The following is a 16701-nucleotide window of genomic DNA, read 5'->3' as shown; positions in this document are numbered from 1 at the left end:
GTAGAACAGACAGGGGCGGTGGCGAGCCGGCCCCGCAGCACGTCGCCGTCGCGGGCGTCGAGCGCGAGCACCTCGGTCAGCGCGTACGAGACGTCGGCGGGCTGGTTGAGCACGTCGAGCACGTTGTTCTCGCCACCCGCCTTCGAGGTGTTCGGGAACGTCGGCGCGGCCACCACGAAACCGGCGGCGGCCCACCGGGTCAGTAGCGCCTGGTAGTCGGCGGGTCGACCGCCGAGGCCGTGGCTGAACATGACCACCGGGAACCGCCCCTCGGCGGCGTCCGCCGACGACTGCGGCTTCCCGCCGGCCCGACCGGCCGCCGGGTACCAGACGGTCACCGGCAGCGGTCGGTTGCCGTCGCGGTTGAGCTTGAGTTGCCGTACGCCGACGGCGAAGGTCTGCTCCGGCGCGGTGCCGGCGGGGATGTCCGGCGCCGACGCGGCCGGTGCGGAGGCGGTCGCCGAGGGGGCGGGCGCCTCGGCCCGCTCGTCCGGTTCGCGGTCGGCGGAGCAGCCGACCAGCAGGACGGCGGTGAGCGTACTGGCGAGCAGGAGAGGGAGGGCGCGGCGCGACATGACTCCGATTCTGCCTCGCCCGACGACCGAACCGTCCGGCGCTCCACGTGCTGCGCCCACGCCCTCACCTGACGTGCAGGTGACGCCGTCGGGCAGGTCAGCCCGCTGGTCGCGTCTCGAAGCTGGTGACGCCGGCCAGCAGCGCCCGGCCGGGCAGCCGCCGCCCGGCCTCCTGGTCGCCGTAGAGGGTCCAGCGCAGGAAGTCGGTGGTGGCGCCGAGGACCTGGGCGAAACCGGGCCGGCCGGGGACGAGGTACTCGCCGTGGCCCTGGCCGAGCAGGCTGAGGAAGGAGGCTGGTCCGGGGGTACGGCCGTACGCCGCCCGCCCCACGCTGAGCGGTACCACCGCGTCGGCGGTGCCGTGCACGAAGAGGATCGGGGCGCTCGGGCCGGCGAAGCTGCCCGCCATCCCGCCTCCGGCGATCACGATGCCGGCCCGCAGCCGGGACGGGTGCCCGGCGGTGAACATGCCGGCGGTGGTGAAGCCGCCCGCCGAGTGTCCGGCCGCCGCCACCCGCTGCACGTCGAGGTGACCGGCGAGCGGGTCGCCGGAGCGGCCGTCGAGCCGGACCAGGTGCCGGATCACCCGCCACCCGTCGGCCGGCTGGTGGCGGACGTCGGCCCGGGAGAACCGCTTCGCGCCGCGCCGGGTGTGCGGGTATGTCGGCGCGGCCACCACGAAGCCGGCGGCGGCCCACCGGGCGGTCAGTCCGGAGTGCAATTCGGGCAGGCTGGCCAGACCGTGGCTGTAGATCACCACCGGGAACCGCCCTTCGGCGACCCGGCTGCCCTGCGTCGGATACCAGAGTGTGACCGGCAGCGGACGTTCCGAGGCCGGGTCGACGGTGAGGGTGCGCACACCCACCGCGTACGGCACCTCCGGCGCCAGCCGGCCCCCGAGCGCCTGGCCGGACTGCTCGCCGCTCGCCGCGCAACCGGCTGTCAACGCCATCAGCAGCGCCGACACCAGTGCGGTGAACCCCCGTGCGATTCCCACGACATCACGGTAGGACCCCGGGTCACCCGTCCGGGTCCGGTTGACCGGTGCCGTACGCCATCCGTTCGGACGGCGCGCACGGACCGTCCGACTGGACTGCTTTCGCTAAGGTCACGGCATGACTGAGAACTACACCGATCCGAGCGGCAACACCGAGGCGTTCCGCGCCTTCGCCGGCACCCCGGACGCGCCCGCTGAGACGGCCTCCCGTAACGGCCTGATCATCGGTGCCGCCGTGGTCGCCGTGGTGCTGGTCGCGCTCGCGAGCTGGCTCGCCTTCGCCTGATCGGTTCGCCGCCGGCCGCCGACCGATCAGGCGGTGGCCGCCACCACCACGCGTGCCGCCCGGGCGATCTCGCGCTCCTCGTCCGTGCCGACCACGCAGACCGCGACCTCCGCGCCGTCCGGTGAGATGAACCGGTCACCGCTGCCCGTGTTGCGCTCGGGGTCGACGGTGATGCCGAGCCGTTCGAGCCCGGCCAGTGCCGCCGCGCGTACCGGTGCCGCGTGCTCGCCGACCCCGGCGGTGAAGGTGACCGCGTCGACCCGGCCGAGCAACGCGTAGTACGCCCCCACGTAGCCGGTGATCCGCCGGCAGTAGACGTCGAAGGCGAGCGTCGCCGCCTCGTCCCCGGCCGCCCGCCGGGACAGCACCTCCCGCATGTCGTTGACGCCGGAGAGCCCGAGCAGGCCGCTGCGGTGGTTGAGCAGGTCGTCGATCTCGTCCACGCCCAGTCCGCCCTCGCGGCGCAGGTGGAACACCACGGTCGGGTCCAGGTCACCGCTGCGGGTGCCCATCACCAGCCCCTCCAGCGGAGACATCCCCATCGAGGTGGCCACGCTGCGTCCCTGCGCGACCGCGCACGCGCTGGCACCGTTGCCCAGGTGCAGGGTGATCGTGTTGACCTCCGCGTACGGGCGGTCCAGCAGCTCGGCGGTGCGCCGGGAGACGTACGAGTGCGAGGTGCCGTGGAAGCCGTACCGCCGGACGCCGTACCGCTGTGCGACGTCCCGGTCGATCGCGTACGTGGCGGCGGAGTCGGGCAGCGTGTGGTGGAACGCGGTGTCGAAGACGGCGACCTGCGGCACCTCGGGCAGGACGGCGCGCGCCTCGGCGATGCCGGCGAGGTTGGCCGGGTTGTGCAGCGGTGCCAGCGGCACCAGGTCGGTGATGGCGGCCAGCACCGCGTCGTCCACCAGCGTCGGCGCGGTGAACCGCCGGCCGCCGTGCACCACCCGGTGCCCGACCGCGGTGAGCCCGGTCAGGTCCAGCCCGGCCAGGATCCGCCGGACCGCCCCGGCATGGTCGGGCGCGTCGCCACCGGCCTCACCGATCCGCTCGACGGTGCCCTTGTCGAGCACCCGGTCACCGTCGTACAGCCGGTACTTGACCGAGGACGACCCGCAGTTGAGCACCAGCACCTTGTCGGTCATCAGGCACCTCCGGGTGCGGGAGCGTCGGTGAGGGCGGCGGCCTGGATGGCGGTGATCGCCACGGTGTTGACGATGTCTGGCACGGTGGCCCCTCGGGAGAGGTCGTTGACCGGCCGGCGCAGGCCCTGCATCACCGGCCCGACGGCCACCGCCCCGGCCGAGCGCTGCACCGCCTTGTAGGTGTTGTTGCCGGTGTTGAGGTCCGGGAAGATGAAGACCGTCGCGCGGCCGGCGACCGCACTGTCGGGCAGCTTCGTCGCCGCCACCGCCGGGTCGATCGCCGCGTCGTACTGTATGGGGCCCTCCACGGCCAGGTCGGGCCGACGCTCACGGACCAGCGCGGTGGCCGCCGCGACCTTCTCCACGTCGGCACCGGCGCCGGAACTGCCGGTCGAGTACGACAGCATCGCCACCCGGGGCTCGATGCCGAACCGGGCCGCGGTGTCGGCCGAGGAGATCGCGATGTCGGCGAGCTGGGCGGCGTCCGGGTCGCGGTTGACCGCGCAGTCGCCGTACACCAGCACCCGGTCGGCGAGCAGCATGAAGAAGACGCTGGACGCGACGGAGACGTCCGGCAGGTTCTTCACGATCTCGAAGGCGGGGCGGATGGTGGCGGCGGTGGTGTGGGTGGCGCCGGAGACCATGCCGTCGGCGTGCCCGGCCCAGACCATCATGGTGCCGAAGTAGTTCGGCTGGGCCACCACGTCGTACGCCAGCTCGACGGTGACGCCCCGATGGGCGCGCAGCTTCGCGTACGCCTCGGCGAAATCGTCCCGCCACCGGCTGGTCGCCGGGTCGACGATGGTGGCCCCGGTGATGTCGACGCCGAGTTCCCGGGTCCGGCGGGCCACGTCGTCGGGGCGGCCGAGCAGCGTGAGGTCGGCCACCCCCCGGTGCAGCAGGATCTCGGTGGCCCGCAGGATCCGGTCCTCGGTGCCCTCGGGGAGCACGAGGTGGCGGCGCTGGGCGCGGGCCCGGTCGATCAGGTCGTACTCGAACATCAGCGGGGTGACCCGCTGTGAGCGGGTGACCGCGAGCCGGCGGGCCAGTTCGTCGGTGTCCACGTTGGCCTCGAACGCGCCGAGGGCGGCCTCCACCTTGCGGGTGTTGGCCGCGCTGGGCCGTCCCTCGATCCGGCTGGACGCCGCGACCGTGTCGTAGCTGTCGCTGGCGACGCTGAGGACCGCCAGGCCGGTGTTCAGTCCCTCGAAGAGGCGCAGGGCGCGCGGGTCGGGTTGTTCGCCGAGGGTGAGCACCAGCCCGGAGATCGAGACCTGGCCGGAGACGTGCGCGGCACCGGCGGCCACCAGCAGGTCGTCCCGGTCGCCCGGGGTGATCACCAGGCAGCCGTCGGTCAGGTGCTCCACCAGCGTGGGTACGTGGGCCGCGCCGACCACGTAGTCGAGCACGTCGCGGCCGAGCGCCGCCTCGTCGCCGGTGAGCAGCGTCGCGCCGAGCGCGGCGGCCACCTCGGCCACCGTCGGCGCGGACACGGTCGGCACCTCCGGGATGGCGTACGCCGGCACCGGCAGGTCGGGCAGGTCCATCGGCTCGGGCACCCGGTTGGCGATGACCGCGAGCACCGTCGCGCCGAGGTCCACCAGGTCGTGGTACGCGCCCCGGGCCGCCGCCGCGATCGCCGCCGGTGACTGGCCCTGCCCGTCCACGACCGGCACCACCACGCTGCCGAACTCGGTGGCCAGTCGGGCGTTGAAGGCGAGTTCCCGGGGGGTGGTGCCGTCGCCGGAGTCGGCGAAGTCACTTCCGACCACCACGACGGCCGGACACTGCCGTTCGACCGCTCGGTAGCGCTGCACCACCCTGGAGATCAGTTCTTCCCGCCGTCCGTCCGATACCAGCGCCGTGGCCTCGGCATATGTGGCTCCGGACAGGTCGGACGGGTTAACCTGCACGCGATAGCGCTCGCTGAGCAGGGCGAGGATGTGGTCGGGTCCGTTCGACGGCACCAGGGGCCGGAACACGCCGATCCGTTCGACCTGCCGGGACAGCAGCTCGGCGAGACCCAACGCGATGGCGGATTTTCCGCCGCCGGATCCCACGCTGGTGAGGTAGACGCTGCGAGCCATGCGGCCCAACCTACTCGGTCCGGTTGGTTGTCCTCGGACAACCATCTAGGGTTGGTTGCGCCTGTTTTCGCATGTCAGATGGGACACTTGGGCGAGAAAGCGAGAGCTTTTCACGTTTAGACTCGCCCAGGTGGAGGGACCAACACAGATCATTCCTGTCGCCCCGGAACCATCCCCCGTCTTCGTCGATCCGAGTGGCCGACGCAGGCGGTGGTTGCGCCGGACCGCGTACGCCCTCGGCCTGGCCGGAGTGGCGTACACCATGATGGTCGGCATCAGCTTCGCCGGCGGACCGGTCCGCCCGGAGACGATCATCCCGTTCGTCGAGCCCGCCGAGACCTGGGAAGCGCCGCCGGTCTCCCCGACGCCCTCGCCCAGCCGCTCGACTTCCCCGGCGCCGCCGCCGACCCAGGTCACGCCGCAGCGCCCGGTGCTCCCTTCCTCCACGCCCGGCGCCGGCACGACCTCGGCCAGTCCCACCCCCAGCCCGTCCCGGACGGCGCCGACCAGCGCCCGTCCCAGCCGGACGCCGTCGGCCAGCCCGTCCCGGAGCACCCCGCCCCGCAGCACGCCGCCGCCCAGCACCCCGCCCCCGAGCAGCCCGACGCCCACGACAACGCCGTCGCCGGACCCGAACGACACGAGTGAGGCGACCGCTCCCTGATGAGCCACCCCTACCCGCCCGGCCGACCGACACACCCACCCCCCAGCCGGACGCCCGAACAGCCCCGGCAGCACGCCCGACCCGGTCCGGCCGCCCGCGCCCGGCGGTTCATCCCCCGTCCGAGCTGGGCGGTCTACGCCATGGTCTTCGTGCTGCTCGGCGGCATCCTCTTCGTCCAGGCGTACGCCAACGGCTCGTTCATCCCGGACTACCGGGCGGAGAACACCTTCGGCAGCGGCCAGGACGACGTCCCCGACGAGATCCTCGAAGGCGGCCCGATCGTCAACACCACCGCCGACCGGCCGCAGTCGTACCGGCTGCCGGCGCGGACCATCGCGTTGACCTTCGACGACGGCCCCGACCCGATCTGGACCCCGGCCGTGCTGGAGGTGTTGGAGAAGCACCAGGTCCCGGGCACCTTCTTCGTCCTCGGCAACCAGGTGGTCCGCAGCCCCGACCTGGTCCGCGAGCTGGCCGAGAAGGGGCACGAACTGGGCGTGCACACCTTCACCCACCCGCACCTCACCCAGATCCCGGGATGGCAGCGGCGGATGGAGTACACCCAGACCCAGCTCGTCATCGCCGGAGCCACCGGCCAGCGGTCCAACCTGCTGCGGTTCCCGTACTCGTCGCGGGCGGACGCCTTCGTCGACCAGGACTGGCCGCTGCTGCAACAGGCCGGTGAGCTCGGCTACCTCAGCGTGGTCAACGACCTGGACAGCCGGGACTGGGAGCGGCAGGGCGTGGAGGGGATGATCGAGCGGACCGTACCGGAGGGCTACTCCGGAGCGGTCACGCTCTGGCACGACTCCGGTGGCGACCGCTCGCAGACCGTCGAGGCGCTGGACCGGTACATCCCGTTGATGAAGGAGCGGGGATACACCTTCACCACGATCAGTGGCGGATTGAACCGGGCGCTGGCCGAGGCCGGTGCCACCGGGACCACGGCCGGACCGACCGAGGCGACGTTCACCGAGCGCTGGCGCGGCCAGATGCTGATCATGGCGGTACGCGCCGCCGACGGCACCTTCGTCCTCTTCGGCGTCCTCTTCGTGCTGGTCGGGACGCTCACCATCGGGCGGACCGTGCTGCTGTTCGTGCTGGCGCGACGGCACGCCCGCAAACGACGCCGCAAGGGCTTCGCCTGGGGACCGCCGGTCACCGAACCGGTGTCGGTGATCGTGCCCGCGTACAACGAGAAGGAGGGCATCGCCGAGGCGGTCCGCTCACTCGCCACCGGCGACCATCCCGGCGGCATCGAGGTGGTGGTGGTCGACGACGGTTCGACCGACGGCACCGCCGACATCGCCGCCGGGCTCGGCCTGCCGAACGTACGGGTGGTCCGCAAGCCCAACGGCGGCAAACCGAGCGCGCTGAACACCGGCGTCGCGCTGGCCCGACACGACCTGATCGTGATGGTCGACGGGGACACCGTCTTCGAGCCCGACGCCGTCCGTCGCCTGGTCCAGCCCTTCGGCGACCCGCAGGTGGGTGCGGTGGCCGGCAACGTCAAGGTCGGCAACCGGCGCAGCATGATCGCCAAGTGGCAGCACATCGAGTACGTGATCGGCTTCAACCTCGATCGCCGGCTCTACGAGACGCTGCGGTGCATGCCGACCATCCCCGGCGCGATCGGCGCGTTCCGCCGCGAGGCGCTGGAGTACGCCGGTGGGATGACCGACGAGACGCTGGCCGAGGACACCGACATCACCATGGCCCTGGGCCGCGCCGGTTGGAAGGTGGTCTACGAGGAGAGCGCCCGCGCCTGGACCGAGGCACCGGCCAGCTTCGGGCAGTTGTGGAAGCAGCGGTACCGGTGGAGCTACGGCACCATGCAGGCGATGTGGAAGCACCGCCGCTCGGTGCTCGACAAGGGCGCCTCCGGCCGGTTCAGCCGCCGCTGCCTGGCCTTCCTGACGCTGTTCGGGGTGCTGCTCCCACTGACCGCCCCGGTGATCGACCTGCTCGCCATCTACGGCCTGATCTTCCTGAACCGGACCGAGACGGCGCTGGCCTGGGCCGCCATGCTGGGGTTGCAGTTCCTGACCGCGATCGTGGCGTTCCGCCTCGACAAGGAGAAGCTCGGCGTCCTCTGGGTGCTGCCGTTGCAGCAGTTCGTCTATCGCCAGCTGATGTACCTCGTGCTGCTCCAGTCGGTGGTCACCGCGTTGACCGGCGGGCGGCTGGGCTGGCAGAAGCTCAAGCGCACCGGACTGGCGCCCGTCGGCCCGGCGGCTCCACCGTCACCGGTGCCCGCCCCGGTGGCCGCCACCGCCCGGCGGGGACGCCCCTGACCTGCTGACAGCCGGTACGCCCGGACATCCCTCGCCCGAGAGTGTCAGCCGGCGCGTCGGGCGAGGCCGAGGGCGTACTCGGGCCACCAGGCACCGCTCTCCGGCTCGCCCGGGCGGCAGGCGCCGTCGGACTCGCCCGGGTACTTGACCCACAGCAGGGCGTCGACCCGCTCAAGGCCGGTGTCGGTGGTGGGGTCCGCGCCGAGTGCCCGGCCCGGCGGGTTGCACCAGCTCGGCGCCGACCGCACGGTCTCGCCCGGATACCGGCCCCGGCCGTTGCGGCTGGTGTCGATGACGAAGGTGGTGGTGCCGCCGAGGGCGTCGGAGATCTCGTGGCCGTAGGTGACGTTCTGCGGCGTACCGACGAAGTTGGCCACGTTGAGCGCGAAGCCGTCGGCCTCGGCGACACCGGCACGGCGTAGCGCCGCCGCCAGCCGGGCGCCGTCGGTGATCCAGCCGGGGTGCCCGGCGTCCAGATAGATCCGGGCGCTCCCGGTGCTGCCCAGCACCGTCACCGCGTCCCGCAGCAGGTCCAGTCGCTCGTCGACGTCGTCGACGCACCGGTCCACGGCGTCCGGCACCGCGCCCGGTTCCACCACGATGGTGACCGGGCGTCCCTGCACCCCGGCGGCCACCCGCCGGATCCAGTCCTGGTACGCCCCGGCCGACTCGGCGCCGCCCTGACCCTGCCGTCCGCAGTCGCGCTGCGGGAGGTTGTGGGTGACCAGCACCGGTGTCTGCCCGGAGCGGCTGGCACCGGCGAGGAACTCCGACACCTCCTCGGTGACCGTGGCGGAGTCGCCCACCAGCCAGCGGGCGGTGGGGCGGGTGCTGATCCGGCGCAGTATGGCGGCGTCCTCGGCCCGTCCCTCCTGCGCCCACTCGGTGACCTGCCAGGACGCCGCGCCACGCGGGTCGACGTAGAAGGTCGGCGGCAGCGGCGGTGACGAGCGGTCGGCGCTGACGGTCTCCGTCGGTGGACGCTCGGGCGCCTCGTCGCCGCACCCGGTCAGCAGGAGCGTCAGCGCGATCGCCGCCACCAGGGCAGGGCGGCGGGAGCTGCGAAGCATGGCCGTCACCATACCCGCCGGCCCGGCCGGTGGGGACCGGGCCTACCAGGGCTTCTTCGTCGGCACCGACGCCCGGTGCCGGGGCGGTCCGGGCTGCGGACTACTCGTCGTCGGGGTCGTCGAGCCGGGCGAGCCAGGTGGCGAAGCGCTCGATCGGGGTCTCGAACTCGGGGTTGAGGTCGACGAAGTCCCGCAGCCGCTCGCCGATCCACTCCAGGGTGACGTCCTCGTCCCCCCGGCGCTGGACCAACTCCTCGATGCCACGGTCGGTGAAGTACATCAGGTCTCCTCGGACATGCTCACCGGGGCGGGCCACCGTCTCCGATGGCCCGCCCCGGTGTTCGCGGTCGGTGGGTCAGGGGCGGGGCAGCGCCGCCTCGATGAGCGCGTTCTGCTCCACCTCGTGCATCTTCGCCGAGCCGACGGCCGGGGCGGCGGCGGCGGGGCGGGAGATGCGACGCAGGCGGACCCCGTCGAGGTGCTCCAGCAGGTTGAGCGCGACGAACGACCAGGAACCCTGGTTGGCCGGCTCCTCCTGCACCCAGGCGAAGTCCTCCGCGTTCGGGTACTGGGCGAGCGCGGCCCGGATCTCCTCCACCGGCATCGGGTAGAGCTGCTCCAGCCGGATCAGCGCGGTGTCGGTGACGCCGCGCTCCTGCCGCGCCTGGAACAGGTCGTAGTAGACCTTGCCCGAGCAGAGCAGCACCCGCTTGACCTGATCGGCGGCGGGTGCCGCCTGGTCGGCCAGGACCGGTGCGAAGGTGCCGGTGGTGAAGTCCTCGACCGGGGAGACGCAGAGCTTGTGCCGCAGCAGGGACTTCGGCGTGAACACCACCAGCGGCTTGCGCTTCGGCGAGAGGGCCTGGCGACGCAGCAGGTGGAAGTAGTTCGCCGGGGTGGTCGGGATGGCCACCCGCATGTTGTCCTCGGCGCAGAGCTGGAGGAACCGCTCGGGCCGGCCGGAGGTGTGGTCCGGGCCCTGTCCCTCGTGGCCGTGCGGCAGCAGCAGGGTGACCGCGGAGCGCTGGCCCCACTTCACCTCACCGGAGGAGATGAACTCGTCGATCACCGACTGGGCGCCGTTGACGAAGTCGCCGAACTGGGCCTCCCAGCAGACCAGCGCGTTCAGGTTCTCCACCGAGTAGCCGTACTCGAAGCCCATCGCGGCGTACTCGGAGAGCAGCGAGTCGTGCACGAAGAGCCGGGACCGCTCGCCGTCGCCGGTCAGCGACTGCAACGGCAGGTAGTCGTCACCGGTCTCGGCGTCCACGATCGAGGCGTGCCGCTGCACGAAGGTGCCGCGCCGGGAGTCCTGTCCGGCGAGCCGGACGGTGACCCCGTCGTGCAGCAGTGCCCCGAAGGCGATGATCTCGCCGAAGCCCCAGTCGATGTTGCCCTCGACGGACATCCGGGCCCGCCGGTCGAGCAACTGCTGGATCCGCTTGTGCGGGGTGAAGCCGTCCGGCAGGTTGACGTGCGCCTCGCCGACGGCCTTGACCACCGACGCGTCGGTCGCGGTCTCCACCTGCGGCTCCGGCTCGTCCTGCCGGGCCGGGCGGCTGACCTGGCGCGGGGTGCTGGCCGCGTCGCGGGTGGCCTTGAAGACCCGCTCCAACTGCGCCTGGTAGTCGCGCAGCAGCTCCTCGGCGTCCTCGACGGTGATGTCACCCCGCCCGATCAGCTCCTCGGTGTAGAGCTTGCGGACCGAGCGCTTCGAGTCAATGATCTTGTACATCTGGGGGTTGGACATCGAGGGGTCGTCGCCCTCGTTGTGCCCGCGCCGCCGGTAGCAGACCAGGTCGATCACGACGTCCTTGTTGAACGTCTGCCGGTACTCGAAGGCCAGCCGGGCGACCCGGACCACGGCCTCGGGGTCGTCGCCGTTGACGTGGAAGATCGGCGCCTGGATCATCCGCGCCACGTCGGTGCTGTAGAGGCTGGACCGGGAGTACTCCGGCGCGGTGGTGAAGCCGACCTGGTTGTTGACCACCACGTGCACGGTCCCACCGGTGCGGTAGCCGCGCAGCTGGGAGAGGTTGAGCGTCTCGGCCACCACACCCTGACCGGCGAAGGCGGCGTCGCCGTGCACCGCCAGCGGCAGCACGGTGTAGCCCTCCAGCTTGAGGTCGATGCGGTCCTGCTTGGCGCGGACGATGCCCTCCAGCACCGGGTCGACCGCCTCCAGGTGCGACGGGTTCGCCACCACCGAGACCTTGACCGAGTGGTCACCGGCCGGCGTGGTGAACTTGCCGTTCTGGCCCAGGTGGTATTTCACGTCGCCGGAACCCTGGGTGGAGCGCGGGTCGAGGTGCCCCTCGAACTCCGAGAAGATCTTCTCGTACGGCTTGCCGACGATGTTGGCCAGCACGTTGAGACGACCCCGGTGGGCCATGCCGATCACGACCTCGTCCAGGTCGTTCTCGGCGGACGCCTCCAGCACCTCGCCGAGGAGCGGGATCAGCGACTCGCCGCCCTCCAGCGAGAAGCGCTTCTGCCCGACGTACTTGGTCTGCAGGAACGTCTCGAAAGCCTCGGCCGCGTTGAGCCGGTTCAGCACGTGCTTCTGCTCGTCGGCCGGCGGCTTCTCGTACTTGCGCTCGACCCGCTCCTGGATCCAGCGGCGCTCGGCCGGGTCCTGGATGTGCATGTACTCGATGCCGACCCGGCGGCAGTACGAGTCGCGCAGCACCCCGAGGATCTCCCGCAGCCGCATCCGCTGCCGGCCGTTGAAGCCGTTCACCGGGAAGGTGCGGTCCAGGTCCCACAGGGTCAGCCCGTGCTGGAGGACGTCCAGGTCGGGGTGCTTGCGGATCTTGAACTCCAGCGGGTCGGTGTCGGCCATCAGGTGGCCCCGGACCCGGTAGGAGTGGATCAGCTCGTGCACCCGCGCGGTCTTGTTGATCTGCCCCTCGCTGTCGACCGCGACGTCGCGCATCCAGCGCACCGGCTCGTACGGGATGCGCAGCGAGGTGAAGATCTGGTCGTAGTAGCCGTGCTCGCCGAGCAGCAGCTCGTGCATGACCTTGAGGAACTCGCCGGACTGCGCGCCCTGGATGATCCGGTGGTCGTACGTGCTGGTCAGCGTGATGACCTTGCTGACCGCCAGCTCGGCCAGGGTGGCCTCGCTCATGCCCTGGTACGGCGCCGGGTACTCCATCGCGCCGACGCCGATGATCGCGCTCTGGCCCTGCATCAGGCGCGGCATCGAGTGCACGGTGCCGATGCCGCCGGGGTTGGTCAGCGAGATGGTGGTGCCGGAGTAGTCGTCCATGGTCAGTTCGTTGCGGCGGGCCCGCCGGACGACGTCCTCGTACGCCTGCCAGAACTGCCGGAAGTCCATCTGCTCGCAACCCTTGATGGAGGGCACCACCAGGGTCCGGCTGCCGTCGGGCTTGGCCAGGTCGATGGCGATGCCCAGGTTGACGTGCTCGGGGCGGACCATCGCCGGCTTGCCGTCGACCTCGGCGAAGGAGTTGTTCATCTCCGGGTGCGCGACCATCGCCCGGACCAGCGCGTAGCCGACCAGGTGGGTGAAGCTGACCTTGCCACCGCGCCCTCGGGCGAGGTGGTTGTTGATCACGATGCGGTTGTCCACCAGCAGCTTGGCCGGCACCGCGCGCACGCTGGTCGCGGTCGGCACGGCCAGTGAGGCGTCCATGTTCTGCACGATCCGGGCGGCGACGCCGCGCAGCGGCGTGGTCTGCGGCCCGGTGGCGGTCGGGGCCGACTTCGCCGGGGTGGACTTCGTCGTGGTCGCCTTGGCCGGCTCGGACTTGGCGGCCGGCTTGGCCTTCGCCGGTGCCGTGGACTTGGCCGGCTCCGCCTTGGCCGCGGGTGTGGCCTTGGCGCTCGGCTCGGACTTGGCGGCACTCGGCTCGGTCTTGGCCGGGGCCTTCGGGGCGGACTCGGTGGTGGTCGCCGGGCCGTCACCGTCGGCGGAGCGGCCCTTGCCGGGGCCGGGCCGGTAGTCGGCGAAGAAGTCGTGCCAGGCCGGGTCGACGCTGCTGGGATCGGCGAGGTAGCGCTGGTACATCTCCTCGACGATCCACTCGTTCGGGCCGAAACCCGCCAGTGGGTTCTCCTGCGAAGTCTGCTGGGTCGACACGGCCGGTAATCGCCTCTTTCACGCGGGTTTGGTGTGTCACGCGGTGTCCGTCCGCGCCAGGACGAGCGCACACAGGACGGGTTCAAGGCTACGCCGTACTGATCGCTGAGGCATTTCCACCTCCGTCCCGTGGTCCGATTCACAGAAGATGCCAGAAGTTCCGTAAGCCCAGCGTGTCGCCCTGCTAGCTGCTATGACACGGGCCCGGCCCGACCGGCTCGTCGCCGATCGGACCGGGCCCGGCCCGGTCGCTCTCCGGGTCCGCGAATCAGGAGATGTCGCGACGCCGCGTAATCAGGATGCCGACCACGCAGCTCACCACGGCGTAGCCGATCAGCACCACGGCACCGACCCACCAGGCGGGCAACATCTCGTTCTCACCTGGGGTGATCATGATCTGGGAGGCCGCCGCGGGCCAGATCACCTGCCACTTGATCACGGCCATGTTGTCCAGCCAGTTCGACAGCAGGAGGAACAGCAGACCGACAACTTGTGTACCAATTAGGTAAAGCACCGACGCGGTGATCACCGCACCGAGCTGGCTGGTGATCAGCGTGCCGATACCCACGCCCAGCACGGTCCAGATGGCGTACGCCATCAGGTTGAGCAGCAGGGCCCGCTGGACCTCCCACTCGCCGAGCATCGTGCCGTGGTCGTTGAGCGTCAGGAACAGCGCTCCGGCACCCAGGTCGATCACGGTGGTCACCAGCCAGAACGCGAAGCCCAGCAGGCTGGCCGCGATGAGCTTGCTGACGATCACCGCGGTCCGCCGCGGGGTGGCCAGGAAGGTGGTGGTCGCCGTCTGGTGGAAGAACTCGTTGGTGACCATCAGGATGCCGATCAGCATCACGAACATCAGGCCGAGGTACTGACCCGAGGTGTAGATGTTCGCCGCCTGTGCCGGCGCGGAGGCGGCGTCGCCGGTGTAACCGAACTCCTCCCCGCCGCCGCTGAGCGTCTCGTTGGCCAGCCAGGCGTTGAACGGGAAGGCCATGGCGATCGACAGGAACGCCGCGATGGCCAGCCACCACCAGGTGCTGGTGGTGCGGATCTTGAGCAGTTCGGCGCGGACGAGGTTGCTCATCGGATGCCCGCCTTTCCGGCCGTCAGCTCCAGGAACACGCGTTCCAGGTCGGGTCGTTCGGTGCTCAGCTCGTGCAGCTCCACCCCGGCGGCCAGGGCTGCCCGGCCCACCGTCGGGGCGTCCACCCCGGCGATCAGCAGGGTGCCGTGCTCGTCGGTCTGCACGGTGGCCTCGCCGCCGGCCAGCGCCGCGGTCAGCGCGTCCGCCTGCGGGGTGCGGACCCGGACCCGGGCACCCTGCGCCATCGACCCGATCACCTGCTCGACCGGTCCCTGCCGGACGAGCTGCCCGGCCGCGATGATCACCACGTCGTCGGCGAGCAACTGCATCTCCGACAGCAGGTGGCTGGAGACCAGCACGGTGCGGCCCTCGGCGGCCAGGCCCTTGAGGAACCCGCGCATCCACCGGATGCCCTCCGGGTCCAGACCGTTGGCCGGCTCGTCGAGGATGAGCACCTGGGGGTCGCCGAGCATCGCCGCGGCGATGCCGAGGCGCTGCTTCATACCCAGCGAGTAACCCTTGAACTTGCGCTTCGCCGCCGGGCTCAGGCCGACCATGGCGAGCGCCTCGTCGGCCCGCTGCCGGGGCAACCCGGCCGCCGCGCAGATCACTCGCAGGTGGTTGATTCCGGTACGCCCCTTGTGCGCGCTGGACGCCTCCAGCACCGCGCCGACGTGCCGCAGCGGGTCGACCAGGTCCGGGTACCGGCGGCCACCGATGGTGGCGGTGCCGGCGCTCGGGGTGACCAGGTTCAGCAGCATCCGCAGCGTGGTGGTCTTGCCGGCGCCGTTCGGACCGAGGAATCCGGTGACCCGGCCCGGCTCGATCGTGAACGACAGATTGTTGACCGCCAGCACGTTGCGGTACTGCTTGGTCAGACCGGAGACCACGATCTGCGCGTCGCTATTGGGGCGTGACTGCCCGTCGGACATCATTCTCCTCCCGTGGCGCCGGGGTGCGCCGTTGCACAGCGTGACGGTAATGGTCAGGCAAATCAATCGGGCGCGTTCCGGAGATCGTGCTCCGTCCCAGGCAGGAGCTGCCTCATCCCCAGGTACGACCCGATCGACGGTCGTCCTCCACCGCGATCCAGATCGCACGGGCGTGGGCCAGCAGATCACCCTCCGGCGCGTACAGGCTGGTGTGCACCAACGCCTTGCGGCCCTGCGTGGTGATCACCACACCGGTCACCACGCACTCGGTGCCCGGCTCGGGCAGCGCCTCGACCCGCGCGGCGATCCGCCCGAGCAGGTACGGCCGGTCCGCGCCGAGCACCGTCCAGCCGCCCGGGCAGTCCAGCGCGGCCCAGACCGTCGGCACGCCCACCTGCGCCGGCACCCGCCACGGGGCGGCCGTCCGGCCCTCCGGCAGCGGTCCGGGAAAGATCCGCAGGCCGTCGGCGCGCTCCGGGCCGCAGACGAAGCAGCCGGGGAACGGGTGGTCCACCAGACCCGGGTACGCCGTCGAGGCGGATCGGGCGGTGGCCGAGTCCACCGGCGGCGCCACCACGTCGAACGGCTCGGCGGGACGGAGTTGCGCGACCACCTCGCCGGCCGGATCGTGCACCTGGCCCTCGGTCAGCGTCAGCGGCGTGTCCAGTGGCGGCGGTCGACGCAGAGTCACCTCCACCGGCCCGGACCCGCCGTACGCCGAGGCGAAGACGCCCGCGCTCCATCCGCCGTTGCCGGAGCCGGGCGGCCCGTGGTAGCGCGCCTCGATGATCATCGGACTCCTTCCGCCGCGCCCGGCCCCGTCGCCGGGCGGACCCCGGGCAGCCTCGCACGATCCCCGGGCCGGACCGGCCGACGGGTCAGCCACCGGTCGCCCACCGGCGTTCACCGGATCGACACCGGTCGCCACCGGAGCCGGCAACCCGTCGGGGGCTACACAGTGGGCATGGCTGTTCTGTCCGCCGCGGACGTACCTATCACGACCAGCGGCTACACCCTCTCGATCGCCGACGGACCCCGCCAGGTCGAGGCCGCGCAACGCCTACGTCACGAGGTGTTCGCCGGCGAGCTGGGCGCGACCGTCGCGCCGGACGCACCCGGCCTGGACACCGACGCCCTCGACCCGTACTGCGACCACCTGCTGGTGCGCCAGGAGCACACCGGGGCGGTGGTCGGCACGTACCGCCTCCTGCCGCCGGGGCGGACGGACCGTCGCTACGCGGCGGGAGAGTTCGACCTGGCCCCGCTCGACCCGCTGGACGGGCAACTGGTCGAGGCGGGTCGGTCCTGCGTACACCCGGACCACCGGACCGGCGCGGTGATCAACCTGATGTGGGCGGGCATCGCCCGCTACCTGCACCTGCGCGGCCTGCGTTGGCTCGGCGGCTGCGCCTCGGTGCCGGTGGCCGACGGCGGCCTGGCCGCCGCCGCGATCTGGGCG

14 protein-coding genes are annotated in these 16701 nt (G+C 71.7%); 4 read left to right on the top strand and 10 right to left on the bottom strand.

Features of this window, described 5'->3' with window-relative positions; translation table 11 throughout:
* Together EYA84_RS11800 and EYA84_RS11795 are read right to left on the bottom strand one after the other, a co-directional pair.
* Positions 1 to 575, bottom strand: a 575-nt coding sequence (locus EYA84_RS11800; protein ID WP_394347561.1) for an alpha/beta hydrolase family protein, incomplete at its 3' end; no start/stop codon positions are given.
* A gap of 97 nt (positions 576 to 672) precedes the next feature.
* Entirely contained in the window at positions 673 to 1572 is a 900-nt protein-coding gene (locus tag EYA84_RS11795) for an alpha/beta hydrolase family protein (RefSeq protein WP_387261112.1), read from the bottom strand.
* 118 nt (positions 1573 to 1690) lie between these two features.
* On the opposite strand from EYA84_RS11795, the gene EYA84_RS32960 reads away from it, so the two are divergent.
* Positions 1691 to 1858: a hypothetical protein gene (locus EYA84_RS32960; RefSeq protein WP_162854353.1), complete on the top strand. Its 168-nt coding sequence runs from the start codon at positions 1691 to 1693 to the stop codon at positions 1856 to 1858.
* Between the two features lie 26 nt (positions 1859 to 1884).
* Here the strand turns inward: EYA84_RS32960 and EYA84_RS11790 are convergent, their stop codons facing one another.
* Both EYA84_RS11790 and pta read right to left on the bottom strand, forming a co-directional pair.
* Positions 1885 to 3006 carry an acetate/propionate family kinase gene (locus EYA84_RS11790; RefSeq protein ID WP_131053086.1) on the bottom strand — a complete coding sequence of 374 codons (1122 nt, stop codon included), beginning with the start codon at positions 3004 to 3006 and terminating at the stop codon, positions 1885 to 1887.
* The gene (gene pta, locus EYA84_RS11785) at positions 3006 to 5093 is read right to left on the bottom strand and encodes a phosphate acetyltransferase (RefSeq protein WP_131053085.1); all 2088 of its coding nucleotides are present in this window, start codon (positions 5091 to 5093) and stop codon (positions 3006 to 3008) included. Before pta ends, EYA84_RS11790 begins: the two co-directional genes overlap by 1 nt.
* A gap of 130 nt (positions 5094 to 5223) precedes the next feature.
* Here pta and EYA84_RS11780 point away from each other — a divergent pair, with 130 nt between their 5' ends.
* On the top strand, positions 5224 to 5757 hold the full coding sequence (locus EYA84_RS11780; protein ID WP_131053084.1) for a hypothetical protein: 534 nt from the start codon (positions 5224 to 5226) through the stop codon (positions 5755 to 5757).
* Positions 5757 to 8051, top strand: coding sequence for a bifunctional polysaccharide deacetylase/glycosyltransferase family 2 protein (locus EYA84_RS11775; protein WP_131053083.1), 2295 nt, complete (start codon positions 5757 to 5759; stop codon positions 8049 to 8051). The genes EYA84_RS11780 and EYA84_RS11775 overlap by 1 nt, the downstream gene beginning before the upstream one ends.
* Before the next feature lie 44 nt (positions 8052 to 8095).
* Here EYA84_RS11775 and EYA84_RS11770 read toward each other — a convergent pair whose 3' ends face one another.
* The 6 genes from EYA84_RS11770 to EYA84_RS11745 all read right to left on the bottom strand — a co-directional run bounded on the left by EYA84_RS11770 (position 8096) and on the right by EYA84_RS11745 (position 16035).
* Positions 8096 to 9121: a glycoside hydrolase family 6 protein gene (locus tag EYA84_RS11770; protein ID WP_131053082.1), complete on the bottom strand. Its 1026-nt coding sequence runs from the start codon at positions 9119 to 9121 to the stop codon at positions 8096 to 8098.
* 100 nt (positions 9122 to 9221) lie between these two features.
* Complete coding sequence (locus EYA84_RS11765; RefSeq protein WP_131053081.1) at positions 9222 to 9401, bottom strand: DUF6104 family protein; 180 nt, start codon at positions 9399 to 9401, stop codon at positions 9222 to 9224.
* A 75-nt stretch (positions 9402 to 9476) separates the two neighbouring features.
* Entirely contained in the window at positions 9477 to 13226 is a 3750-nt protein-coding gene (locus tag EYA84_RS11760) for a multifunctional oxoglutarate decarboxylase/oxoglutarate dehydrogenase thiamine pyrophosphate-binding subunit/dihydrolipoyllysine-residue succinyltransferase subunit (protein ID WP_131053080.1), read from the bottom strand.
* A gap of 268 nt (positions 13227 to 13494) precedes the next feature.
* The gene (locus tag EYA84_RS11755; protein ID WP_131053079.1) at positions 13495 to 14310 is read right to left on the bottom strand and encodes an ABC transporter permease; all 816 of its coding nucleotides are present in this window, start codon (positions 14308 to 14310) and stop codon (positions 13495 to 13497) included.
* Positions 14307 to 15242, bottom strand: a complete 936-nt coding sequence (locus EYA84_RS11750) for an ABC transporter ATP-binding protein (protein ID WP_131053078.1) — start codon at positions 15240 to 15242, stop codon at positions 14307 to 14309. The genes EYA84_RS11755 and EYA84_RS11750 overlap by 4 nt, the downstream gene beginning before the upstream one ends.
* A gap of 112 nt (positions 15243 to 15354) precedes the next feature.
* The gene (locus EYA84_RS11745; RefSeq protein ID WP_131053077.1) at positions 15355 to 16035 is read right to left on the bottom strand and encodes a hypothetical protein; all 681 of its coding nucleotides are present in this window, start codon (positions 16033 to 16035) and stop codon (positions 15355 to 15357) included.
* Between the two features lie 171 nt (positions 16036 to 16206).
* Here EYA84_RS11745 and EYA84_RS11740 point away from each other — a divergent pair.
* On the top strand, positions 16207 to 16701 hold a 495-nt coding region (locus EYA84_RS11740), incomplete at its 3' end, for a GNAT family N-acetyltransferase (RefSeq protein WP_131053076.1).

The sequence above is a fragment of the Verrucosispora sp. SN26_14.1 genome, assembly GCF_004307965.1.
Classification (GTDB): domain Bacteria; phylum Actinomycetota; class Actinomycetes; order Mycobacteriales; family Micromonosporaceae; genus Micromonospora.
This window is presented reverse-complemented; position numbering and strand designations above follow the sequence as displayed.

Excerpts from the sequence above, each read along its gene's own strand:
- EYA84_RS32960 (WP_162854353.1), top strand. The coding sequence starts at position 1,691 with ATGACTGAGAACTACACCGATCCGAGCGGCAACACCGAGGCGTTCCGC.
- EYA84_RS11790 (WP_131053086.1), bottom strand. The coding sequence starts at position 3,006 with ATGACCGACAAGGTGCTGGTGCTCAACTGCGGGTCGTCCTCGGTCAAG.
- pta (WP_131053085.1), bottom strand. The coding sequence starts at position 5,093 with ATGGCTCGCAGCGTCTACCTCACCAGCGTGGGATCCGGCGGCGGAAAA.
- EYA84_RS11775 (WP_131053083.1), top strand. The coding sequence starts at position 5,757 with ATGAGCCACCCCTACCCGCCCGGCCGACCGACACACCCACCCCCCAGC.
- EYA84_RS11770 (WP_131053082.1), bottom strand. The coding sequence starts at position 9,121 with ATGCTTCGCAGCTCCCGCCGCCCTGCCCTGGTGGCGGCGATCGCGCTG.
- EYA84_RS11765 (WP_131053081.1), bottom strand. The coding sequence starts at position 9,401 with ATGTACTTCACCGACCGTGGCATCGAGGAGTTGGTCCAGCGCCGGGGG.
- EYA84_RS11755 (WP_131053079.1), bottom strand. The coding sequence starts at position 14,310 with ATGAGCAACCTCGTCCGCGCCGAACTGCTCAAGATCCGCACCACCAGC.
- EYA84_RS11750 (WP_131053078.1), bottom strand. The coding sequence starts at position 15,242 with ATGTCCGACGGGCAGTCACGCCCCAATAGCGACGCGCAGATCGTGGTC.
- EYA84_RS11745 (WP_131053077.1), bottom strand. The coding sequence starts at position 16,035 with ATGATCATCGAGGCGCGCTACCACGGGCCGCCCGGCTCCGGCAACGGC.